This is a genomic window from Paenibacillus sp. MDV22-iso6 (assembly GCF_058408365.1).
Map to the genome: position 1 here is coordinate 1,356,018 of NZ_JBZVDZ010000001.1, position 22,915 is coordinate 1,378,932.

At 47.7% G+C, this 22,915-nt stretch carries 21 protein-coding genes; all 21 read right to left on the reverse strand.

The window, feature by feature from the left end:
* Positions 1–144 precede the first annotated feature (144 nt).
* The 21 genes from AC4PM4_RS05720 to solA all read right to left on the reverse strand — a co-directional run bounded on the left by AC4PM4_RS05720 (position 145) and on the right by solA (position 22,909).
* Positions 145–711 carry a helix-turn-helix domain-containing protein gene (locus tag AC4PM4_RS05720; protein ID WP_063563645.1) on the reverse strand — a complete coding sequence of 189 codons (567 nt, stop codon included), beginning with the start codon at positions 709–711 and terminating at the stop codon, positions 145–147.
* Positions 712–857: 146 nt separating this feature from the next.
* A complete protein-coding gene (locus AC4PM4_RS05725) occupies positions 858–3,116 on the reverse strand; it encodes an FAD-dependent oxidoreductase (protein ID WP_491612975.1) in 2,259 nt (752 codons plus the stop codon).
* Between the two features lie 19 nt (positions 3,117–3,135).
* A complete protein-coding gene (locus AC4PM4_RS05730; RefSeq protein ID WP_064637560.1) occupies positions 3,136–3,963 on the reverse strand; it encodes a carbohydrate ABC transporter permease in 828 nt (275 codons plus the stop codon).
* Between the two features lie 15 nt (positions 3,964–3,978).
* Positions 3,979–4,863 (reverse strand): carbohydrate ABC transporter permease, encoded by an 885-nt coding sequence (locus tag AC4PM4_RS05735; RefSeq protein WP_090806840.1) that lies wholly within the window; start codon positions 4,861–4,863, stop codon positions 3,979–3,981.
* A 114-nt stretch (positions 4,864–4,977) separates the two neighbouring features.
* Positions 4,978–6,285 (reverse strand): ABC transporter substrate-binding protein, encoded by a 1,308-nt coding sequence (locus AC4PM4_RS05740; RefSeq protein ID WP_072733141.1) that lies wholly within the window; start codon positions 6,283–6,285, stop codon positions 4,978–4,980.
* Between the two features lie 93 nt (positions 6,286–6,378).
* Positions 6,379–7,146 (reverse strand): response regulator transcription factor, encoded by a 768-nt coding sequence (locus tag AC4PM4_RS05745; RefSeq protein ID WP_063563642.1) that lies wholly within the window; start codon positions 7,144–7,146, stop codon positions 6,379–6,381.
* Positions 7,124–8,947: a cache domain-containing sensor histidine kinase gene (locus AC4PM4_RS05750; RefSeq protein WP_491612977.1), complete on the reverse strand. Its 1,824-nt coding sequence runs from the start codon at positions 8,945–8,947 to the stop codon at positions 7,124–7,126. The genes AC4PM4_RS05745 and AC4PM4_RS05750 overlap by 23 nt, the downstream gene beginning before the upstream one ends.
* A 163-nt stretch (positions 8,948–9,110) precedes the next feature.
* Entirely contained in the window at positions 9,111–9,914 is an 804-nt protein-coding gene (locus AC4PM4_RS05755; protein WP_371121623.1) for a phosphoenolpyruvate hydrolase family protein, read from the reverse strand.
* A gap of 52 nt (positions 9,915–9,966) precedes the next feature.
* Complete coding sequence (locus AC4PM4_RS05760) at positions 9,967–11,181, reverse strand: Tm-1-like ATP-binding domain-containing protein (RefSeq protein ID WP_491612978.1); 1,215 nt, start codon at positions 11,179–11,181, stop codon at positions 9,967–9,969.
* A gap of 143 nt (positions 11,182–11,324) precedes the next feature.
* Positions 11,325–12,524, reverse strand: coding sequence for a phosphoenolpyruvate hydrolase family protein (locus tag AC4PM4_RS05765; RefSeq protein ID WP_240321592.1), 1,200 nt, complete (start codon positions 12,522–12,524; stop codon positions 11,325–11,327).
* 173 nt (positions 12,525–12,697) lie between these two features.
* Positions 12,698–13,438 carry a type I methionyl aminopeptidase gene (gene map / locus AC4PM4_RS05770; RefSeq protein ID WP_063568306.1) on the reverse strand — a complete coding sequence of 247 codons (741 nt, stop codon included), beginning with the start codon at positions 13,436–13,438 and terminating at the stop codon, positions 12,698–12,700.
* Between the two features lie 168 nt (positions 13,439–13,606).
* Positions 13,607–14,122: a hypothetical protein gene (locus tag AC4PM4_RS05775; RefSeq protein ID WP_079693786.1), complete on the reverse strand. Its 516-nt coding sequence runs from the start codon at positions 14,120–14,122 to the stop codon at positions 13,607–13,609.
* A gap of 161 nt (positions 14,123–14,283) precedes the next feature.
* Positions 14,284–15,123, reverse strand: a complete 840-nt coding sequence (locus tag AC4PM4_RS05780) for an ABC transporter permease (RefSeq protein WP_063568308.1) — start codon at positions 15,121–15,123, stop codon at positions 14,284–14,286.
* Positions 15,120–16,286 carry an extracellular solute-binding protein gene (locus tag AC4PM4_RS05785; RefSeq protein ID WP_491612982.1) on the reverse strand — a complete coding sequence of 389 codons (1,167 nt, stop codon included), beginning with the start codon at positions 16,284–16,286 and terminating at the stop codon, positions 15,120–15,122. The genes AC4PM4_RS05780 and AC4PM4_RS05785 overlap by 4 nt, the downstream gene beginning before the upstream one ends.
* A gap of 14 nt (positions 16,287–16,300) precedes the next feature.
* Complete coding sequence (locus tag AC4PM4_RS05790; RefSeq protein ID WP_491612984.1) at positions 16,301–17,341, reverse strand: ABC transporter ATP-binding protein; 1,041 nt, start codon at positions 17,339–17,341, stop codon at positions 16,301–16,303.
* 42 nt (positions 17,342–17,383) lie between these two features.
* Positions 17,384–18,208 carry an ABC transporter permease gene (locus AC4PM4_RS05795; RefSeq protein ID WP_491612986.1) on the reverse strand — a complete coding sequence of 275 codons (825 nt, stop codon included), beginning with the start codon at positions 18,206–18,208 and terminating at the stop codon, positions 17,384–17,386.
* Positions 18,184–19,248, reverse strand: coding sequence for a LacI family DNA-binding transcriptional regulator (locus AC4PM4_RS05800; RefSeq protein ID WP_090950840.1), 1,065 nt, complete (start codon positions 19,246–19,248; stop codon positions 18,184–18,186). Before AC4PM4_RS05800 ends, AC4PM4_RS05795 begins: the two co-directional genes overlap by 25 nt.
* Positions 19,233–19,985 carry a glycerophosphodiester phosphodiesterase gene (locus AC4PM4_RS05805; protein ID WP_491612988.1) on the reverse strand — a complete coding sequence of 251 codons (753 nt, stop codon included), beginning with the start codon at positions 19,983–19,985 and terminating at the stop codon, positions 19,233–19,235. Before AC4PM4_RS05805 ends, AC4PM4_RS05800 begins: the two co-directional genes overlap by 16 nt.
* Positions 19,982–21,058 carry a CehA/McbA family metallohydrolase gene (locus AC4PM4_RS05810; RefSeq protein ID WP_491612990.1) on the reverse strand — a complete coding sequence of 359 codons (1,077 nt, stop codon included), beginning with the start codon at positions 21,056–21,058 and terminating at the stop codon, positions 19,982–19,984. Before AC4PM4_RS05810 ends, AC4PM4_RS05805 begins: the two co-directional genes overlap by 4 nt.
* Positions 21,055–21,522, reverse strand: a complete 468-nt coding sequence (locus AC4PM4_RS05815; RefSeq protein WP_491612991.1) for a hypothetical protein — start codon at positions 21,520–21,522, stop codon at positions 21,055–21,057. Before AC4PM4_RS05815 ends, AC4PM4_RS05810 begins: the two co-directional genes overlap by 4 nt.
* A 262-nt stretch (positions 21,523–21,784) precedes the next feature.
* Positions 21,785–22,909: an N-methyl-L-tryptophan oxidase gene (gene solA / locus AC4PM4_RS05820; RefSeq protein WP_079693793.1), complete on the reverse strand. Its 1,125-nt coding sequence runs from the start codon at positions 22,907–22,909 to the stop codon at positions 21,785–21,787.
* Between the last annotated feature and the right edge of the window lie 6 nt (positions 22,910–22,915).

Sequence of the window (22,915 nt, forward strand, 5' to 3'; positions counted from 1 at the left end):
CGGACAACAAAAGTATATTATAGTATATCATTATTTACAATAAGTATTTTATAATATAATTAAATTGTCTAAAAAAACAAAAATACAACTCTGAATTCCGGTAATGGAATTCGGAGTTGTATTCATAAGTGGAATTTGCGACTTTTAGAAACCATACTTCAAGGCTATATGCAGCACGGTTTCACTATTCGTATGATTAGTATAAGAGTGAGGAGAATCAGCACGAAAACTAATCGTATCGTATTGATTCAAGATGTGAATCTCTCCATTGACTTGAATTTCAATGGATCCCGTCATTACGGTCGCAATTTCAGTTGTATTCACATGATGTCCTTCAGGATGGTAGGAGCTATTGGGCTGTAAGTAAGCCCGACACATTTCAATATCGCTGCTAGCGTTTTTAAAGACGGGTTCAATAACCCAATTTTTTTGTTCATTAGAAAACCGCAGTCCTTCGCCTGCTCGATACAAACTTACAGGGTCTTCTGATTTGAACAAAGCCAAGAGTGGTAAAGATATGCCTTTTGAGATTTTCCATATGATCGCCAAAGTTGGATTTGTCTCGCCACGTTCGATATTTCCCAGAGTAAGTTTGCTTACGCCTGTCAATTCCGCTAAGTCGTCTAAGCTCATGTTGTTTTCTTTTCTGTACCTTTTCAAGGCAGCGCCAATTTGTAATACAAGTTGTTTGGATTCGTCGACTTCTTCCATTTGCTATTCACCTCAACAAAAAAGCAGTTATAAGCTAGTATATCGTTTATCTAGATTCTTTTCCATACGATTAGAGTTCAGAAGAAGAAGGCGAGATTTCGGCCAATCATTTATTTGTGGATGCTAGCTGCGGAACACGGGTGCCGTCATCTATAAGAATCATATAGTCGAATTTCAAACACTTCTGCCCGATCGCCACCGTGCGTTTCCTTAATGATCACCCTAATCCGTTTTGATTGGATCGGATTCTCAAGACGATGAATCTTTTTGCGAGTAAGGTTATGGCTATCACCAGCAAAACGTTCCCATTCCCCATTAATATATGCCTGCACCTCGTAGCTCTTAACCAACTCGGGAATGATCAGAAACGGTGTCTCGTGATGATGCAAATTGATCAAATCCTCATTAACATCGTCATTAAAGGTAAGGTGAATTTCCCGAATATCCACTGGTTCTGGAAGCTTGACTTCAATCCATTCTTCACGGCCATTAGTGATGGGCTCCGATATCCACAACTGTGGACCGCCAAACGGGCGGACATAGCCGTTGATGACTTTATCAGGTGAATACGCGCCAGTCTCAACTGCAAAACAGAATGGCTTTCGGACAAGTCGCTTCATCGACCATTCGATAATGGGCTGATTCGGCTGATGATCCTCCAGATCAGAGCTGATTATTGGCTTAACTCCCCGCTCAAACGCGAGGACACCGCTGATCGGGACAGCTGATGTATAGAGACTGACTGCTTCATTCGCACGAACAATGATAAAAACATTACAAGGATCGCCTCCAAACATTGCACTGTCTGCAGGCACATCCAACCATTGATTTTCACCTGCATCGATCTGGATATGCAAAGCTTGCTTGAAGTTTGCCGGTACATAATTCTCATGGCGACCGGTATCCCATAGTTCTATAGTGAGACTTGTAGCCTCACGGGCAGAGACCAACAGCGTAAATCCCTCAATTCCACCCTCGGTCGGGAACAGCCATCCAACATCAGTGACCAGCCGGTATTCCTCGGAAGGTTCGTTGATCAAAATTCGGGTCATCGTGCTTGAAGCCGTGATGGTCCCCTTTCTCGCAATGTCAGCAGAATCCATATTTCTCAGTCCTATAATTGAGGCATCGGTCCGTAACATCGTTTGCTGCAATTCGGTTAAATGCTGCTCACGCAGCTCACGAGGCGTAACGCCTTTGATTACCGACAAGGCAGCGCCTACACCTGCCGCTTCTCCCATTACCGCACAAGTTGCCATGACGCGGATTGTTCCGAATGCAACATGCGATGCACTGATATTACGTCCCGCAAACAGCAGATTGCTGACATTGCGGGAGTACAGACATCCAAACGGAATATGATAAATGCCATCCGCATGCAGATGTTTGGAGCCGCTCTCGCTTGCATACATCCCTTGTGGGGGATGCAGGTCGATGGACCAACCACCAAAGGCGACCCGGTCTTCGAATGGGCGTTGAGAGATAACATCATTTTGCGTCAGAATCGTATCACCAAGGAAGCGGCGGTATTCGCGTTTGCCTGGAATCGAGCCTACCCATTCCAGCGTCATCTCCTCGGCCTGAAACTTGCCGGAGTTCTTAATATAATCCCAGATGCCATAAATAACAGACCATAACTCATCCCGAATCTGCTCATTCTCATGTACCGTATCCAGCTCGCCGCCCCATTCAATCCACCAGTAATGACAGCCAGAATCTCCACTACGGATCACACGCTTTAGCGGAATTGGGGTTGTCGTAATGTCTTTAGCAAACGATGGAGCTACAAACCGTACCGGTTTTCCGGTATCTTTCGTATAGAACAACAGTGTGCTGCCAAGCGTAATATCATCAGCAACTTCCGGTGCCCATTCTTCCCCGAACTCATGACGGGCTTCACGGCCAATCCGGTATGCTGCTCCAGCGAGAAATCCAACAAGTCCGTCCCCTGTACAGTCAAGAAAGATCTTACTTTCAAACGTAATCTCACGCTCGGAGCCCATCATCCAGCCTTTCACGCTACGAATTATCCTTGCATCCTTCTCACCGTCTGCTTCTACTTCTCTAACATCCGTATTCATAAATAGAGTCAGATTAGGTTCGGCTCTTACCGCCTCCAGCAAAGTAACGTCCCACAAATAGGGGTTGCCTTCCGGATTCCGTTGTTGATTTTGAATGAATAATTCACCCATAATGCCAGTCTCCCGGGCGTAACGGTTCACGCCATGCCCCGTTGCACCGCATACCCATACACGTACCTCGGAGCTGGAATTGCCGCCAAGTACAGGACGATTATGCACGAGGGCAACCTTTTGACCTAATCTTGCCGCTGCAATAGCGGCACAAATCCCGGAAAGTCCTCCGCCAATGACCGTAACATCGAATAATAGTTTCTCGCGTCTCATTATATAAGCCTCCTTTGAATTAGCCTTTTACAGCTGAACTGGATACACCTTGAATAATATATTTCTGACCAAGCAGAAAGATTAAAATCATAGGGATAATCGCTGCGGAAGAAGCTGCCATCATTCCGTTATAATCAACGTTGTTTTCCAAAACGAAATTTTGTAGACCAAGCGGAATCGTATAAAGCTTTGGACTCTGCAGGAAAACCAGAGCATTCTCATAATCATTCCACTGCCAGGAAAAATCGATAATCGCAAACGTTGCAAGCGCTGGTTTGGCTAACGGTAACACAAGCTTGAAGAAAATTCGAAAATGACCCGCACCATCGAGTAATGCAGATTCTGTAATCTCGTTCGGTATACTGAGAAAGAATTGACGGAGCATAAATACGCCAAATATCGAGAACATGGCTGGCAGAATTAATGCCCAATGCGTGTTATAAATATGAAGCCAGTTAAACAGGATAAACTTCGGAACAAAAACGACTTGAGGAGGAATCATCATCATGGATAGATACACGATGAAGAGGGTATTACGTCCTTTAAATTCCGTACGGGCGAAGCCATAAGCAGCAAAGGCCGACAAAAAAACGGCACCTGCTGTACCAATCACGGCAATCTTAATTGAGTTCAAATAATAAGGGAGAAAGTTATAGTTTCCCGTCCAGATTCGCTTATGGCTGGTCCAGTCCAGCTTCGAAGGAAGCCATTGGCGGAATACCTCACTTGGGGTCTGGAAGGAAGTACTGAGCATCCATAAAAAAGGGACAATCATAAACAACCCTGCAATCAGCATAAGGATCGTGACAGAAAGCTTAACCGAGCGTGTCTTCGTTGTTCTAAACATAGAGCCAGCTCCTCTCTAGTAATGGACCCAGCGTTTTTGGCCGACCCATTGGATAATGGTAATGACAAGAATAACCGCAAACAGGAACCAGGAAATGGTTGATGCATAGCCCATCTCATAATAGCTAAATGCCGTTTTGTAGACGAACAGCGACAGAATCGTAGTGCTTCCGCTTGGGCCGCCGCCCGTAATCGCTTGGATGAGAGAGAAGGATTTGACCGTCATAATCAGCCCCGTAATCAATAGCATAAATGTCGTTGGACTAACAAGCGGCCATACAATCCTCCATGTAATAGTCACTTTCCCTGCCCCGTCGATACGCGCCGCTTCAAGTTGCTCGGTCGAAATCTCTTGCAGAGCTGCCAAATAGATAATCATGTTGTAACCTAACATAAACCAGATTTGCACGACGTCAATGGCATACATCGCCGAACTTGAATCGGCGAACCAACCCGGAGGCGATACAATGCCGATAAAGCGAAGTACTTCATTAATTGGCCCCTGGGACGGCTGGAACAGCAGCATCCATACAAAAGCAACAGCAACACCGCTTGAGATATATGGCAGGAAGAACATGCCTCTAAGCAATCCTTTCAAATACACGCTCCGGTTAAGCACAAGAGCAACGAGAAATGCAATTGCTAATGAGACCGGAACGGACATCAGGAATATGATCGTATATTTGATTGAAGCATAGAACTGATCATCACCAAAAAGGCGTTGGATATTATCTAATCCGGTGAACGTCCAATTCGGATTGGCGAATTGATAGTCCGTGAACATCATAAAGAAGGAGTACAAGGCAGGCAGAATAAAAAATGCCAGGATACCGAGCATATTAGGCAAAATAAAAACGTAGCCCACCCAGCCTTGTTTCCGAATCCAGCTGTTCCTTTTCACAGAAAACGCCGCCTTTCTTCTCGTATGAAACTTTTTAAATACAGCAAAGAGAGAAGACGGAAGCGAAGAATCCTTCTTCTCTCTTAAGGATATTGTCAATATTCGATTATTTGATTATTTGATATATTCCTGATGGCGTTTGGCCATATTCTTAAGCGTTGTATCGATATCCTGCTCATTCAGGAAGTATTTCTCATATTCTTCCTTGCGGGCATCCAGCGCTTGCTGCGGTACATTCAGCTGGAATGATGGGAACTCACCGAACACAACGCTATTCATCGACTCTGTATCGTATTTGTCTTCAACACCTTTGAGCAGCAGGTCCATCGCCTGCTTGTTATCAACGCTCTTCGAGGATGGAAGGCGCCCTCCACTTGCCATCGGCAACATTCCGCCGTCCGCATACCACTTTGCGAACTTCCATGCCGCATCCTGATGTTTGGATTTTGCGTTAACGGAGAGCATATCACCTAAACCACCAGCATACTTATAATCCTTCTGATCGGCAGATACTTTCGGAATTGTAGCGAATGCGATTTTGAAGTCATGTGGAAAATCCTTCAGGTTATTGGCGTTGCGGAAAATAAATTCTCCTGCGGCTAACATAGCTGCTTCCCCTTTAAGGAACATTGTGTCTACCGGCATCTTGCTTGTTACTTGTTCTCCATATTCGGGCGTCGATTTGTCCACAAACATCATGTCATGCACGATTTGAAGCTGCTTTTTCCAAAGATCATTATTAAAGTTAGATGTTCCTTCCGGCGTGGTTACCCCAAGACCCGCTATGGTACCGTCAATTGCGGCGGTAAAGGCAGCATCATGCTGCATAAGACCGTACACATTTGATTTTGTTAGCGCTTTCGCATATTCTCTCAAGTCATCCCATGTCCAATCAACGGGAGGAATCGGAAGACCGGCTTCATCCAGCATGCTTTTGTTAAGCCAGATGAATAACATGTTTTTCTTTGTCGGAATGCCATAATACTTATCCCCGATTTTCCATTGAGCGGCGTCTACCCCCATTTGCTCGTCGATGTTGTAATCTGTTCGGCTGCTCAGATCCAAAGCGACTCCTGCATCAACACGTTTCTGTAAACGGTTAAGCGTGTAGTTGACGAACAAGTCTGCGTCCTGACCCGTCATGAGCGCCGTATCCAGCTTTAGGTTACCGGGGTCATCATTTACATAACGGAAGTACTCGACCTGAATGTCGGGATTTTCTTTGTTCCAGCTGTCAATCACTTCTTGAGGTCCAGCCTCGGCAGGAACAGCTCCCCAAAGCGTGAGGTTGATGGTCTCACCGGCATTTTGATTTGCCGATCCTGCACTCGCTCCCTCGTTGTTAGCCCCTCCGCACGCGCTGAGCATCGAAGCTGTCAAAGTCGTAATCAAAGCTGCCTTTAACCAATTTCTATATTTCATTTACAGTCCCCCTTATCGAGTTGATAAGCTGCTTGCTACGTCTTTAACTTTATCACCAGCCTGACATTGGGGGTATGAACGGTGTTTGGATATTCATAGAACGATTTTTTGTTCTTTCCGGTATTCGTTCGGGGTCAACCCACACCACCGCTTGAATATTTTAATGAAATAATTGTCGTTCTCGAAGCCTACCAACCTGCCAACTTCACTCACCGTTTTCTCCGTCTCTGTCAGCAGCATTTTCGCTGCTTGAACGCGGCGGTTCTGAATAAAATGCGTCATCGTGATCCCCATCTTTTTCTTAAATAAGTCACTGACATAACTGGCATCCATGCGAACATATTCAGCCAATCTCTTTAATGTCACATCCTCGGCGAAATGCTCCTCAATGTAGGTAATCATTCGGTTCAGCTCTGGATGATCTGTTGGTTCTTGGGTAGTCTTATCCGGGAACCATTTATCTGCCAAGCGAAGCTTATCCATTCTTGTCAGCTCTCCGGCTACTTTGTCCATGGTTTGCTTCAGTTCCTTCAAATCCAGAGAAAGTTTCATCAAATAACCTGAAGCCCCGTATTCCAATGCTTGTCTGGCATACTCGAATTCACTTACTGCCGTCAACATAACGAATCGGCATTCATGTCCTTCCTTTCTCGTGAGCTGGAGTAAACGGATGCCATCCATTAGCGGCATGAAAATGTCGGAAATGACAACATCAGGCTGCAGTTCCCGAATCAACTGCAAACCTTCCTCGCCATTTACCGCCTCACCGATAATTTCAAACGGAATATTCGCCTTTGTAAACAATTTGCGCAAGCTTGCTCTTGCGTACTGTTCATCTTCAACGATCAATGTGCGCCACAATGGTGCTCCCCTCCTTCAAATAGGGTTTGGATAACAATAATGGGAAATGCATGATGACCTGCGTCCCTTCGTCCGTTGACTCTATCCGAAGTCCTGTTGGCTGGTTTTTAAACATAAGCTCCAAACTCTCGCGAAGGTTCTGTACACCAATGCTTTTTCGTTTCCGGTAGGACTGATTCGCCTGGGATTTTTTCATTCCTATGCCATTATCCGCGACCTCCAAAATAAGCAGAGAGTGGTGGCTTGATGCACGAATGTCGATCTGCCCCTCAAGCTGTGTTTGTCCAAACCCGTGAATCAATGAATTTTCTACCAGCGGCTGTAGACAAAATTTCGGAATCAACGCATACTCCAGATCTCTGGAAACTTCATAGTGGAGCTCGATGCCATGTCCAAACCGTTTCCGTTGGATATCCATATAGGATTCAATTAGCACAATTTCCTCCTTCAGAAGAATAAGATCAACCTCCAAATTCAGCGTAGTTTCTAATATTTTTCCTAGCGATACACAAATCTCGTAAATCTCATCTTCATCCTTATCCAGTGCAATGCTCTTGATTGTATTCAGCGTATTCAGCAAAAAATGAGGGTTCATCTGACCAAGCAACACCTGAAATCGGACAAACTGCTTCTGCCGCTCCTCAAGCTTTAACTGTTCCAATAGATTATTGATGTCTGTGATCATGAAATTGAAGCTTCGGGTTAGCGCCAGCAATTCACCTCTGCCTTGTTCCGGCAGCTTTGTCTTCAAATTCAACTTTACAGTTGTCTCCATCTTTCGTTGAAGATGCTTTAAAGGACCGGTAACGGTTGAGGAAATGAAGTAAGTCAGCAACACAAACAGCAGCAGGATGGCCCCATATACGGTATAGAACCTCAGCTTCTGTTTGTTCACTTCTTCAAATAACAAGGACAAGGGAATCTTTTTCACAAGATAACCGTCAAGCTCTTGAATTTTGTTATAGGTATACATCATATGATTGTTCACAATGGATTGGGAGGAGGTATCCTGTCCCTGGCTTTGACTTGCTGCTGTTATGGCAGATGACACGGTAGAGGGTATGTTCTGCCCCGACTTGGATTGGAGCATAATATTACCATATCCATCCATTAGAAAATAGGCTCCTTCGCTATCGCTGCCGAATGTATTTCCCTCCGTTTTTTCCTGAAACCATGCTTCATAATCGATACTAAAACGTCCATAAGCAAATGGTTTTAGTCCGTCGTCACGCAGCACTTCGTAAAGGCTCAGCATCCGATTTCCTTTTCTCTCACGAACGCCAGTCGTCAAATCATTGGATTTCCATACGTACCGTTGTCCCTCAGTCCTCTTCAGCTCCTGTACCCAAGGCTCGGAACTGATGTGGGCATAATTCAGAGAATTCTCTGGCGTATACGAAGTGTAAGCGTTTCCTTTTAAATCGATCAATGTGTAGAATACGGTAGCTCCTGTAAGGAAAAAGCTGTTTTCAATACTAGCGAATTTATTTTCCACAATCCGCTTTCGATGGATAGCATCATATAATTCCGGCTTCTGCATCACTTCCCGGAGGACAGAATCCTGATCCAGCAGCATCCCAGTCTTCATCACAAGACTCATCAAATCAATAAGATCGGCTTTGATGCCTTCGAGTTGCTTGACGTTAATGTCCGAAGCATCCCGCTGGAGCATAACTTCCGTTTCTCGGAAGTTGTAGAGAACTAATATGGCTATAGGCGTCAGGAGGAATAACAGAAACGAAAATAGTATTCGGTGTTTAAACGTGCCTGGCGTTATTCGTCGCAGCCATCTGGTCAACATGTTTATTGCTCAGCCCTCCCCTCGGTGTATACCTCCCAATTTACTGAACATTATGGGAGATCGCAACAGTAAAATGTAAGCGCTCATATAAGAAGTTGGGAATCTCCTCTTTCCTATGGATAAAAAAACGACAGCCAAATAATTGACTGTCGTTAAGTTGATGCTATTTCCGAATCGACTTGAAGGACTCCGTCTGCTGTGTAATACCTTTCTCTGCCGCAAAGCGCTCGATGCTGGATGCGCCGAAGAATCCATCGATGCCCTTCGTTCTCTCAATGACATAGGCCGCATCCTCCGGCTCTGCAATGGGTCCACCGTGGCAAATAATCATGATCTCCGGGTTCACAGCCCGCCCTGCTTCAATAATAGCTTCAATTCGTTGTACACAGTCGTCCAGGGTCAGTGCTGTTTTTGCACCAATGGAACCCTTGGTCGTCAACCCCATGTGCGCAACCAAAATGTCAGCCCCCGCCTCCGCCATAGCTTTTGCCTGAGCAGGATCAAAAACATAAGGCGTAGTCAGCAAATCCAATTCATGGGCGATACGGATCATTTCAACCTCCAGGTCGTACCCCATACCGGTTTCCTCCAGGTTTTGTCTGAACACCCCATCGATCAAACCAACGGTTGGGAAGTTTTGAACTCCGCTGAAGCCCTGCTCCTTCAGCTGCTTCAGGTATACCTCCATTATTCGGAAAGGGTCGGTGCCGCACACCCCTGCCAGAACAGGCGTATGTTTGACGACGGGCAGCACCTCGGCTCCCATCTCAACGACGATTTGATTGGCATCTCCATAGGAGAGCAGGCCCGCCAGCGAGCCGCGGCCCGCCATTCTGTACCGACCGGAATTGTATACGATTAACATATCTGCTCCGCCCGCTTCACTGCTCTTGGCCGTAATGCCTGTGCCTGCTCCGACACCTAGTAGGATTTTACCCTGCTCTACCTCTCCCCTAAATTTGTCCATAATTTCTGATCTGTTCAGCTTATTCATTTCGTTATCCTCCTTATTGGATTCATTAGGAATTTGATGTCATGAGAGCGATCAGTTTTTGTGCTGCGGCCTCTGCAAAGGCTGGATCGTTGATGGCGCAATCCATTTCAATCACTTCAACAATTGAGCGATCGACATACTGGCGCAGGGTATCAAACAACATCCGGTCCTCCTCCGGTCCGTAGAAAGGCTCCCCCTCCACATCAATTGCGGATACGCCTCTAAGTGGTAGCATTAGCACGGTGCGTTCCTTTGCCATGTTCAGCTTCTCCGCAAGTTTCCTGCCGATCTGCTCATTCTCTTCCACTGTGGTTCTCATCAGGGTTACCGTCGGATTATGCTGATAAAACGTATGATCCTTGAATTTCTCCGGTACAGTATCGCTCGGCCCAAAATTGCACATATCCAAGGCGCCCACCGAGACTACCTGCGGAATGCGATTGTGGCCTGCAGCCTCTAAACGATTCGGCCCCGCATTTAAAACACCGCCGATGATTTCATCCGCCCACTCCGTCGTGGTCAAGTCCAATACCCCTTCAATGAAGCCTGCTTCAATCAACGCCTCCATCGACTGCCCTCCGATGCCCGTAGCGTGGAACACAAGCACCTCATAGCCCCGCTCCTCCAAATATTTTCTTGCCGCTGTCACACATGGTGTTGTCACTCCGAACATCGTGGCTGCAACCAGCGGCTTCTTATCCGGTTTGTGCGTATGCTCAAACTTGAGCATGCCCGCCATCGCAAATAATGCATTTGTAAATATTTTCGTAGAAATGGAGTTCAATCCGGCTACATCCACCACAGACGGAATCATGACAATATCACTCGTGCCTACGTATGGAGCTGTGTTTCCAGAAGCAACGGTCGATACCATCACCTTTGGGACACCAATCGGCAGTGCTCTCATGGCAGGTGTGACCAGTGAGGTTCCGCCAGTCCCACCAAAGGAAATGATTCCGTCAAATTTACCTTGTTTGTACAACTGTGGCACCAGCTTCTTCAAGCCTATGGACAAAACCTCTGTAGCCAAAGCCCGATCCTTCTTTGCCGCAAGTTCTTCTATGACCCTGCCTGCGGCGTGGGCGACTTCCTGATTGGACACATCCGGAACAAAGGACGGTTCAAATACACCTGTATGAATCATCAAAGTCCCCAACCCAAGCTCCTCTGCAATGCTCTTGATGTAAAGGTATTCATCACCCTTCGTATCAAATGTTCCAATGATTGCGACGGTCTTCATTCCACGGCCTCCTCGTATGACTCTTTAGAAACCAAGCTCGATCGCAGGTAGCACGCTGATTTTTTTTGCTAACAGAAAAACCAGTACGATCGGTATAGCTTCATCATACTGGTCCTGTTTATTTATGAAAACGCTTTTAAGTTCTATGTTTTTGTGTTTAGGTTAGATCTGTACTTTTTGGGAGAGCAGCCCTTAAGCTTTTTAAACATTTTGCTGAATTGTGCGTAATTGGGATACCCTACCATCTCAGCCACCTCGGATAATTGAAGCTGCGGCGCATGAAGAAGCGTGACGGCTTTATTGATGCGGAAGCTTACCAGATAGGTCTGAAAGCTGCAGCCAACCTCCTTTTTAAACAAACTGCTCAAATAGCTGCGGGAAACATGAGCAACCTTGGCCAGATCCGAAAAAATAATTTCACTACTGTAGTTTTGCGCCACATACTCTTTGACAAACTCAACGTAATCATAATGCTGGGTAATGCCTTTCAGCATTTTGACCATAAAATCGTCCTCATCCAGTTTACCCAGGCGTTTAAAATCGCGAGTAACTGCCGTAATCGACTTCTCGGAAGGAATTCGTTCAAAAGCAGACCCGCCAATATACCCCATAATGTCTGTGTTGTCGCTATACATGTACTGGACATCGACCGGCGTCTTTACCGGACCGCCATAAATCATCTTGATCAAATCCGGCTTAAGCTGATTGCAGGTATCAAAAATACGCAGTGCCTTTGATTTGGCGGCCTCCAAGGATACAACCTTCCGTGCACCCAATAACCCGCCTTCGGTCAGGCCAAGATGAGCACAGATTACATCTGCCCCCGCTTCAATCATCTGGGCAGCCTGAAGCTCATCAAATACGAACGCCACCGTAAACAAATCCTGTCGATGGGCCAGACGTATGGCCTCAACCTCGACGTCATAACGAATCCCGTCTTCCTCCAGAGCCTCTCTGAATAATCCGTCGATCAAGCCGACCGTAGGATAGTTGTTGACTCCTGAAAACCCTCTCCTCTTGATTTCCTCTATATAATCAGCCATTTCTATGGTTGGATCATTCGCATTCAGTCCAAAGAGTACGGGAGAATGCCTCACCAGCGGCACAATTTCTCTTGACGCAAAATCCATCACCATATCATTACTGTTGCAGAACGGCAAAAAGCCGGCTAGAGAGCTTCTCCCCATCTGGCGAAACTTGCCGGAGTTCAGCATTAAAATAAAGTCCGCTCCGCTCTGAGCTGCATACTTGGCTGTAATCCCCGTGCCTGTCGAGACACCGATGATGTGATTTCCCTCGTACAGCTGTGATTGAAGACGCTCCAGTATGACTGTTCTGTTCAAACTCCATCCGCTCCTCATCACAATTTACCAATTGTAGTTTTTGTTCCTCAATATTGTTATTGTACATCATTCCATATAGCTCATTCCCTCCTTCCTCGATCCGTTTGGTTAAAAGGCATCAAAAAAAAGCCGATTTCCCAGTTGGGAAATCGACCTTAGACATGCTCTTGATATTATTGTGTGACAATGATCGGGCCATTTTTAGTAAGGATAATCGTATGTTCCACTTGAGCTACATAGCTTTTTTCTGTAGCAAAGGTCCATTCGTCTTCTTTTTGATACACTTGTTCTTCTAAAGTTGAGATAAATGGTTCGAATGCAATAACCATGCCTTCTTTTAATAACTCATCATCCGATGTATCGTTATAATTATAAATATGGTCAGGTGCTTCGTGTATGTTACGTCCAACACCATGTCCTGTAAGGTTTTTAATAACGGTTAATCCATGCTGTTTTGCTGTTAGGAATACCGCTTTTCCGATGCCGCTTTTTTTGGAACCAGGTTTTGCTTTTTTAAGACCTGCTTCAAATGCTAGTTTAGCAACGTCGCATATTTTCGTTAACACTTCTTCTCCTTCGCCTACTACAAACGAGATTCCTGTATCAGCGAAATAACTGTTCTTCGAGCCAGAGACATCTATGTTGACTAGATCTCCTTCTTGAATAACCCGTTGCCCCGGAATACCATGTGCTACTTCTTCATTAACACTAATGCAAGTATAGCCAGGAAAATTATATGCACTTTTTGGAGCTGAGACTGCTCCTTCTTTCTCAAAAAGCTCTCCAGCTATATCATCAAGTTCCTTCGTCGTTATGCCAGGAACTGTTCTTTGCACCAATTCATCTCTGATAAAGGCAACAATTCTGCCAATTTCCTTCAAACCATTAAAGTCTTCCTCTGTTTTTGCAATCATTGTTTTCTGACCTCACTATCTTTTATCATCAATTAAATGTATAAGCTGAAACAACCAATTAGATAATCATATCCAAATGGTCAAAGCTTCGCAACTTTTTTTATCAATAACACCTTGACACTAAAAAAAGAAAAGCCCCTTCCGTCTTCAAAGGGGCTGAATATTGCATTATACCTCTTGTTCTTCGGCCTGACTAGGCGGAGCCATCAGACCTTTGACGGCACCCATAAACGGATGGATGGATTTGATCATGCCGTAGCCCATTTTCATGACCGGCATGAATTGCTGGATCATGCCGAATATCCGCATTCCGCCGCCAAGCATACCGCCAGCCGAAGCCGCACCGCCAAGCCCGCCAAACAGCGAACCCATCATCGGTAGAAAGGACGAAACCTGCGCACGCGACACTGTGCGCGAACGGGTAGACGGCTTGCGCGTACCATTCACCCGTTTCCGGTTCTGAGAACGACCGCTCTTGCTGGGTGCAACCTTTCGCTTGGAACGCTGGGAACTGTCCCCTGTGGTCGCCGTGCGCGATATTTTTCCTCCCCCGGTAAGCACCACGCCTCCGCTATTCACGTCAGAAATGTAACCGATATACGTTTCACCACTATGAAGAGTCACGCAGACGGGCCGGGCCTTATACCGCTTTGCCTTTAGGCGTATTTCGTTGGTTTTAGCCATTGAATTTCACCTCGCTCTACTGAATCTACTTCAGTTTACGCGATAAGTGGACTGCTTGCCTGTGCGAATGGGACATCTGTGCGGTATTCGCTATAGGTCAATTCATCAATTTAAGTGATACGACTGGAAATATAAATGCAAGATCATTGAGCGCAACCAATCTAAATCTTCGCCTTCTCCTCTTCCGCCATCGACCGGATGTAGAAAGCACCCAGCACCGAGCAGAGCAGGAATGAGAAGAAAGCAATCGCTGCGGCTTGTTCACGCTCCTGGAAAACGCTGAATACCTGCTGCATGGAGACACCAAGCATCTGCGGAGAGTTGGCTCCGATCAGATAGGGTGCAGTGAACGAGCCGATGACCCCCATGAAGACAAAGGTCAGGGCAACAAGAAATGTCTTGTACGACAGCGGGAAAATAAACCGGGTAAATAGCGTCAGTCTGCCTACACCCACGTCCTTTGCACTCTCAATGATCGATGAAGGAATGCCCGACAGCGCGGAACTGAGCAGCATCGTCGTAAATGGAATGTTGAACCACAGGTTGGCGATGATGATTCCTTTCTCGTCAAAGATGATGCGTGGCAGCGTAATCCCGACCACCTCAAGCATACGGGCGAGCCAGCCATGATTGCCAAGCAAATTGATCAGACCGTAAGTTGCAATAACACCAGGGATAAACAGCGGAATCATGTACGTTTTACGAATCAGATTGACGATCGGCCCCTGGTTGAAGCGCATATAGATCGCCAGGGTGTAGCTGATCAAGATTACGGCAACACACGTAATGGCAGTGACCCGAAGTGTAAATACGATATTGCTGCGCATCCCCTTATCTGTGAACAGATAGGTATAGCGACTCAGATCGTATCCACCCGAGCCGTTGCTCAGGCTCATGATGAAGGATTGAACAATCGGGATAATGACAACGATCAACAGGATGGCGAAGGAGGGGAGCACCATCGCCAGGCCTGTGATCGACTGTCTGGCTTCCTTACTCATTTCGCGGCAACGTCGCTCTGCCAGCGTTTGTTAATTTCCGTGCCCAGATCCCCGATGTTGAACGTGCGGAAGCCTTCGGCCACACCGTCGAACTTATTCTGCATTTCCTGTGACATATTGGAGAGCTCAATGCCCGGGAAGCCATTCATTTTGTCAACGATCACTTCCTGCGCTTCAGGGGACAGAACAAAGTTCAGGAATTCATTGATCGCTTGCTTCTTGTCCGACTCCTGGTTGACCATCAGGTACGTTGGTCCGCCGTTGAAGCCTGGCGTGATCTGCTGCATCTTAATTGTATCCGGCAACAAACCTTCGTTCATCTGCTGCAACACCATGTCGGACCAGGCCGGAATTAAGGACACTTCGCCATTCATCAACAGATCCAGCGTGCCCTGGTTTTTCTTCGGATAGATGCCCTGCCCATAGACATACGGTCCGATTTCTTTGAGCGTGTCAAAACCGCCATCCCACTTCTCCATGATCGCCGGATCGGAGTTGTGGATGTCCTCTTCCGGCAGGTCCTTGTAGACAATCGTCTGCACGAACGAGCTGCCGGAACCACCCGTTGACGGGTCATTGTAGGCGAACTGCTCGGGATTGGCTTTGATCCACTGCAACAGCTCGTCCAGCGTAGTTGGTGGATTGGAGATTTTGCTGCTGTCATAGGCTAGAACCACGGCGGACGAACGATACGGAACAGCGAAGTTGTCCACATCATTCATCGTGTCTGTGTTGACTTTGCTCAGGTTAGGAATGTCCTTCTCGTTCAGTTGCTCCCAAATACCATCCTTTGTGCCCTGAGCAACGGAGGTGATTCCGTCCTCGTAGAGGTCAATGTCTCCTGAGCCCTTACCCGCTTTCTTGGCGGCCACGATCCGGTCGTAGGTCGGCTCAGCACCAGTACCGGACGGGATATAGACCAGATTCACGTCGATATCCGGATGCTGTTTCTCAAACATTGGCTCCAGCGAATCCCACAGATCCTTGACGTTCTGAGAGCCTGTAAAGTAGAAGTTAAATTTCACCTGATCGCTCGATGCAGCAGCGTTCCCCCCGGTGGTGGTTGTACTTTTAATCTCGCTTCCGTTTCCACACCCGGCCAGCAATGACACTGATAATCCCACAACAGTCAACAATGATAAAAATGGCTTTTTCATACGCATATCATTCATCCTCCTCAGTTCGATTCATCGACCGGGAATCCGGTCATTTTCGAGATCGAGACGCCGACGTCTTTTCCTACCTGCAGCTGCTCAACGAATTCCTTGTTCAGAAAAGCACGTATAATGCCGAATTCCACCAGTTCCACGGTAACTTCGGCGTAATGGCCAAGAATCATGACCTGCTTGACCTTGCCCGCCAAAGTACCTTCACCCATCATAGTACTGCTCACCTGTACGTCTTCTGGTCGGACCGCAGCTGTCACCTGTCCACTTAACCCCTTCTCGTTCGGCAGGCGAAGATGTGCAATCCGGATGCTCTCCCCTTCCGCCACCCCCTTAAGGAAATTCATTTTGCCGATAAAACCGGCGACGTATAATGAAGCGGGCTCATCGTAAATCTGCTGCGGATGAGCAATTTGCTCGATGCGCCCGTGATTCATGACGATAATGCGGTCGGACAACGACAGTGCTTCTTCCTGATCATGCGTGACAAAGACCATTGTCAGCCCGGTCTTCATTTGGATCTCACGCAGCTCCTCACGCATTTCGTGCCGCAGCTTGGCGTCAAGCGCCGAGAAAGGCTCGTCCAACAGCAGTACCGCCGGATTCAGTAGCAGAGACCTAGCCAGCGCAACCCGCTGCTGCTGTCCACCCGAAAGCTCTGCTGGATATTTCTTCCCGTAGCCCGATAGTCGGACCAGCTTGAGCGCATCTTCAACCGCTGTGCGGATCTCTTCCTTTGGCATTTTGCGGATCTTCAGACCGAAGGCCAGATTGTCGTATACCGACATATGCGACCATAAGTTATAGCTCTGGAACACCATCGAGGTCGGCCGTTTCTCCGGTGGCAGTTGAATGACACTTTTGCCCTCGATCAGGATGTCACCGGAGTCCGGTTCGAGAAACCCGCCGATGCTCCGTAATACGGTAGTTTTCCCGCATCCGGAGGGACCAAGAAGGGTGACCAGCTCGCCTTTTTCAATATCGATGTTGATGCCGCTGACCCCGTCACCCGTTTTGTAGCGTTTGGCTAACTCTCGTACAGACAACTGCATACTTCTGCCTCCCCTTGCTTCGGTATATTGACCGAAATATTTTTATTTCATTTGAAAACCACTCGCCAGCACGTCCGCACTCACCAGCCGCTGGGCTGCCACTAGCAGAATAATGGTCGGCAGCGTCAGGATGATCGAAAATACGGCTCCGGCGCTGCTCGGAAAGTCGGAAATAATGGAGTACATGACGATTGGCATTGTTTTGTAATCGGGAATACCAACCAGGAACGTGCCCTGCGCTTCGTCGAGCGAATTGAGGAACGTGAAGATCGAAGCGACCATGATGCCGGGCATCGCCATTGGCAGGGTGATGCTGCGGAACACTTTGAACGGGCTTGCCCCAACGTCCCGCGCCGATTCTTCCTGCGCCCGGTGCACGTTGCGAAAGGCGGAGGTCGGAATCCAGGTCATGAACATCAACACATTAATCATATGGATAAGCACAACGCCGAGCAGCGTGTTCATGAGTCCAATCCGGTAGAAAAGAACCGCGATGGAAACATACAACCCCATTTTCGGAAAAGCATGCGTCAGCAGGAACGAGAACAGGAACATCCGCTTCAGCGGAAACTGGAGTCTTGCGAAGGCATACGCTGCTGGGATGCAGACGACGATGGACAGCAGGGTCACCAGAGTAGCAATAAGGAACGACAGTGAGATCGACGAGACAATATCGTCCTTCGCCAGTACGAACTCCCACCATTTGAAGCCCCATACCTGGGGCAGAATATCCGGATAATCCCACTTTTCACTAAAGGCAAGCACTAGCAGGTTGACCAGCGGACCTGCGAAAAAAATGGCGAACACGGTCAGCAACACAAATTCGATTATTCTTCTCGGACCTACGTGTTTCCAGTACCAAGACATGTTCCGTCCTCCCCTCCATTTGTCGATTGACGAACAATCACTTCGCTTTCGTATTCAATCAGGCGCGGCACGCTCCCCTCGCCGCTAATCAGGCGATCCAGAATCGATACCGCGTCTCGGCCAATACCAGATGCATCCACGCTGACGGTAGTCAGTGAGGGGTGGTACATTCCGGCCACTTCGGTATTGTCGTAGCCCATAACGGATACTTCCTCCGGAACGCGGACTCCGCGCTCCAGAAGCACCTTCATCGCACCCAGTGCAAGCATGTCATTTGTACTGAACAGAGCGCTGTATCGTCCATCCCGGAATGCCACATAATGCTCCTCCATCAACTTCCGACCGGAGTCGAAGCTCGATTCCGATGACTCGACAACGGTAAATCCGTCCTGTTCAGAACTAACGCCGAGGGACTCCAGCCGTTTTCGGAAGCCCTCCAATCGCAGCGAGTGGCTCCGATGCTCGCCCGGTCCAGCGATGATAAAGAATTTGCGGTGTCCGCAGTCATATAAATGCTGTGCCGCCCGTTCTCCACCGGCTTCATCGTTGCTCACGAGATGCACGACGTCCGGATCTTCCGTCGATCCGTTGACCATCAGATAAGGGATATTGAAGTTCTTGACGTAATCGATGACGTTCTTCTGCAGCCGGCTGACCAGGATGAGTCCATCCACCCGCTGTTCCAGCATATAATCGGTGGAGCGCAGCGACATTTCCCTATCGGTCTTCAGGAAAATCGAGTAGCCCATCTCTTCAGCGGACATCAGTATCTCGTCAATGATTCTGCCATACAGCGTGTGGGACACGATCGGCAGCCTGTCACGGAAAACGATGACTCCGATGTTGTACGTGCGCTTGGCGACCATCGCCCGGGCGACGGCGCTCGGCTTGTAGCGAAGCTGCTCGACCGCCTTGAGAACGCGATCCCGGACTTCAGGACTCGCATATCCGTTTCCGGAGATAACCCGAGAAGCAGTCGATTTCGATACACCAGCCAGTTGAGCCAGCTCCCGCAAACTATGATTCAGCTTATTGTCCAATCCCTATTCTCCTTTGCAAAATCCGTCTCTTCCCGGACGGCAATTAGCTTCGCCGGATCACGGGTTGTTATCGAGTCGACGCCCAACTGTGCAAGTCGCCGCATATCGTCCGCCTCTGAAACCGTCCAGACGTAGATAGCCAGACCCCTCCGTTGCACAGCTTCCATAAGTTCTGGCTGAACGACCTGATACGGCACGTTAATCCCAAAGCAGCCGGCTTCGCGAGCATCTGCACACGCCTGGAACACTGCCTCGTCGTAGCTCAGACTGCCGAAGCTTTGCTTGTTCACATTAAGAAGCCTGCGTATGCTTGGAGCGTAACGACTAGCTTTAACCGCTGACCCGTAATCGCAGCCACTGAGAAACACCATCTCCGCCATACCCATCCGATTCACCAGAGCTGAGACCGGCTCCAGAGCGCTGTCTGTTTTGATATCAAGGTTCATCACTTTACCGGCTGCGCGTATCTGCTCAAGCACATCCTGAAGCGTTGGAATAGGCGATAGTCTAGCGGTGTTCAACTCCTTCAGTGTCATTTCTGCAAGACTGCCGCAGCTTCCATCTGCCAAAGTGATATTGTCATCGTGGGCAAGCACCGGCACATGGTCCCGAGTCGAACGGATATCGTCTTCGTAAATATCTACGCCAAGTGTTAGGGCTGCCTGAAGTGACTCGAAAGAATGATCGGGATGGCCCATACAGCCAGTATGGGCTGTGATCAGCGGGAATTTGTTCATCGCGGGTATCCTCCTTCTTCGAAATAGATCGCGTTGGTAAAGGCGATCAGTACATGGACTCCTCGCACGGTTCCCCACAGCTCAGCGCGAATCCACCTGCGGGGGATATCTGGAGTGGAATCCCTCAGTTGGGCTTCAAATTGCATCATCTGTTCGTCCGATGAAGACGGAACTTCAAGATTAAGCTCCTCGCCCAGATTGGAACATAGCTTCAATCTGCAGACCTGCTTCTGTAGCGACCAGAGTCCGGTGCGTACCGAGAAGTCCAGCGTCAAGTTCGCCCGGACCGGATCCTCTGCAGCTTCCCGTCTCTCGACTACCGTTGGAACGGTAGAGCCGATTGCATACAATGCATCTCCAGCTTCCAGCGTCAAGGTCAGCAGAGGACCTATCGTTACCGACGCGCGCCCTTCCCGCAGCGCTTGGATAAGCGTTTCTTCATGGAGCGAAAGGGCTGTCGAGCCTCCGTTCCCCGCCACTGCGTCGTCCTCAATCCCGAGGTAAGTAACCGAGATCGGATCGTCTGTCTCGCCCTGCGCATGCCAGTCCCTGCCTGAAGTGGCTGCAATCCGATATCCTTCATTCAGCTTGTGAGTCCACAGATCAAAAGCTCGCCGATTGTTCGTCTGAATGGAAGGGAACGTGCCGGACCAGACTTCGATATAATCGACAGCGGACCAGTTCCCAATCTCGTATTCCCAGAAGCAACCGGTACAGGCAGGACTGCCGATTCGGAAGGGATGAGCAAGCCCGGCGATTCCACCGAGGCGATGTACGTTCTCAATTCCCACATCGATTCCATCCCGATTCGCTTGACGCCAGTCGGCAAAAGCGCTCAGTCCTATCGTCACCATATGGCCGTAAAAAGTTGTCCACTCCATACCGGGGATGATTCGTAGTCCGTACCTCTGCTCGATTTCCGCTTTGCCGCTCAAGCCGGACATCGTGTTGTGATCGGTCAGCGCGATGGCGTCGAAGCCCAGATTGGCTGCTCCCGCTGCCAGTTCTCCCAGCGTCTGACTGCCATCGCTGTGCAGCGTATGTGTATGCAGTTCACAGGCGAACCACTTCATATCGAGTCCTCCTCTGTCGTCCAGACTTCCAGCCGATAAGTGCACGTATCGGTCACGATGCAATGCAGGCTTAATGTGACGCTCCAGGGCCCCGGAACCAGCTCGCCCGCCATAAGGCCGGGAGAAGCTTCTCGATCCGATACGTATAGATCCTGCACCTCGTCTTGGCGGTGGCACGCCCCTCGGTATCCGCGAGCATCGTCCAGCGAGAGTGTGATCAGATTTTTCAGAGGGAGATGCCGATCAGCATTGGCAATCGCGTATTCCCGATGTTCCGGCAAAATGTATAGATCGTAACTTTCCTTGAGCAGCCGTAGCGCATTCTCCCGATTCTCGAGCGTCTTCGGCGTATATTGTAATCGCAGGTTCAGCTTCACGTAGCACTCTTCCAACTCAAAAGGAATGCGGATATGTGTTTTGGAATCCTCCGGAGATGCGTATCCTTGTAAATCCAGCAGCTTCATTGCGGCGCACCACCTTTCATTAATCCGTTATCTTCATGACTTACGTTATGCACGTTTTGCTGAATGTGGGACCGTTCCCACATCTAATACTTATGTTACGGGATAAAAATCAGGTCCATATCTGCATCGTGTTAATATTCTGTAAATGCAAAAAAGACCAGACTTCTATTAAAAGAAGACTGGTCTTTTTATCTTTTTATCGCTAGATTGTTTTCGCACTGCATACAAGTGGCAGCACATAAATTTTCTCCTGAATGGATTCTTAAAATCGATTGATTGAAAATGGAGAAATGTTATGTTCCGTTTTCCCTGATATAATCAAATCACTTAAAATCTGTCCAACTACACTACTAAATTTAAAGCCATGTCCTGAGAAACCTGATGCAATGGCAACGTTAGGATAGTTAGGATGTGTATCGATAATAAAATCTTCATCAGGAGTCATTGTATACATACACGTTTTACCGAACTTCAATTCTTGTGCTGAGGGCATATAGTGTTGCAAAAATTGTTTTAAATCTGTCGTGTCTTCCTCTAGTTCACCAAATTCCAGGATGGCTTCATCTGGATTGATTGTATCTCCTCCATCATGTCGGCCTAATTTTAATCCGGAACCATCAATGCTTGGGAAACCATAATAATGTCCGTGAGATGTTTCAAACGAAAAGGCTGGGAACTCCTTATGATTATATAAATCATCTTTAGTATCAAACCAGGCAAATGTTTTTCTTATAGGATTAAGAGGAAGATTTAGATCCAACATGGAAAGGAGACTTCCTGACCAGGCCCCTGCTGAAACTACTAACGCATTAGCACTAAAAGTATGATCTTCGGTCTTGATGGTAACTCTTTTATCATGAACCATAATTTCTTTTACTTTACTATTGGTTATGATGGTAGCTCCGTTTTGCTCTGCGAGTTCTCGATATGCTTCAATGCATTCCTCACATTTCAACACTCCTGAGGTTGGTTCGTAGCAACCAATGTAATTGTTCGGTAAATTGATGCCTGGCCAGCGCTTATTTACTTCATTAGAATCTAAAATCTCAAGTGGTAATGAATAGGTTTTTGAGCTTGAAATGATATTTTGGATAAAATCTGTTTTCTCGTAACCCACGTTTATAACCCCAGTAGGGAGAAATAATTGTTTTCCCGACACTTTCTCTAAGTCATTCCATAATTCTTGAGCCTTGAGTGCCAACGGAACATAATTTTCACCTTCACCATACGCGTGCCGAATGATTCTTGTCTCTCCGTGATGACTGCCTTTGTTATGGGGCGGGTTAAAGGAATCTATTAATAGTGTACTTTTCCCACTCTTGGATAAAAAATAACCCGCCGCCATCCCCATTGAACCTGCTCCTATTACAATTACGTCATAATGCATTGCAAG

What these genes read in the sequence shown, in the direction of transcription:
- AC4PM4_RS05720 (WP_063563645.1), bottom strand. Translation starts at nt 711, where the DNA reads ATGGAAGAAGTCGACGAATCCAAACAACTTGTATTACAAATTGGCGCT.
- AC4PM4_RS05725 (WP_491612975.1), bottom strand. Translation starts at nt 3,116, where the DNA reads ATGAGACGCGAGAAACTATTATTCGATGTTACGGTCATTGGCGGAGGA.
- AC4PM4_RS05730 (WP_064637560.1), bottom strand. Translation starts at nt 3,963, where the DNA reads ATGTTTAGAACAACGAAGACACGCTCGGTTAAGCTTTCTGTCACGATC.
- AC4PM4_RS05740 (WP_072733141.1), bottom strand. Translation starts at nt 6,285, where the DNA reads ATGAAATATAGAAATTGGTTAAAGGCAGCTTTGATTACGACTTTGACA.
- AC4PM4_RS05750 (WP_491612977.1), bottom strand. Translation starts at nt 8,947, where the DNA reads ATGTTGACCAGATGGCTGCGACGAATAACGCCAGGCACGTTTAAACAC.
- AC4PM4_RS05755 (WP_371121623.1), bottom strand. Translation starts at nt 9,914, where the DNA reads ATGGACAAATTTAGGGGAGAGGTAGAGCAGGGTAAAATCCTACTAGGT.
- AC4PM4_RS05760 (WP_491612978.1), bottom strand. Translation starts at nt 11,181, where the DNA reads ATGAAGACCGTCGCAATCATTGGAACATTTGATACGAAGGGTGATGAA.
- map (WP_063568306.1), bottom strand. Translation starts at nt 13,438, where the DNA reads ATGATTGCAAAAACAGAGGAAGACTTTAATGGTTTGAAGGAAATTGGC.
- AC4PM4_RS05775 (WP_079693786.1), bottom strand. Translation starts at nt 14,122, where the DNA reads ATGGCTAAAACCAACGAAATACGCCTAAAGGCAAAGCGGTATAAGGCC.
- AC4PM4_RS05780 (WP_063568308.1), bottom strand. Translation starts at nt 15,123, where the DNA reads ATGAGTAAGGAAGCCAGACAGTCGATCACAGGCCTGGCGATGGTGCTC.
- AC4PM4_RS05785 (WP_491612982.1), bottom strand. Translation starts at nt 16,286, where the DNA reads ATGCGTATGAAAAAGCCATTTTTATCATTGTTGACTGTTGTGGGATTA.
- AC4PM4_RS05790 (WP_491612984.1), bottom strand. Translation starts at nt 17,341, where the DNA reads ATGCAGTTGTCTGTACGAGAGTTAGCCAAACGCTACAAAACGGGTGAC.
- AC4PM4_RS05795 (WP_491612986.1), bottom strand. Translation starts at nt 18,208, where the DNA reads ATGTCTTGGTACTGGAAACACGTAGGTCCGAGAAGAATAATCGAATTT.
- AC4PM4_RS05805 (WP_491612988.1), bottom strand. Translation starts at nt 19,985, where the DNA reads ATGAACAAATTCCCGCTGATCACAGCCCATACTGGCTGTATGGGCCAT.
- AC4PM4_RS05810 (WP_491612990.1), bottom strand. Translation starts at nt 21,058, where the DNA reads ATGAAGTGGTTCGCCTGTGAACTGCATACACATACGCTGCACAGCGAT.
- AC4PM4_RS05815 (WP_491612991.1), bottom strand. Translation starts at nt 21,522, where the DNA reads ATGAAGCTGCTGGATTTACAAGGATACGCATCTCCGGAGGATTCCAAA.
- solA (WP_079693793.1), bottom strand. Translation starts at nt 22,909, where the DNA reads ATGCATTATGACGTAATTGTAATAGGAGCAGGTTCAATGGGGATGGCG.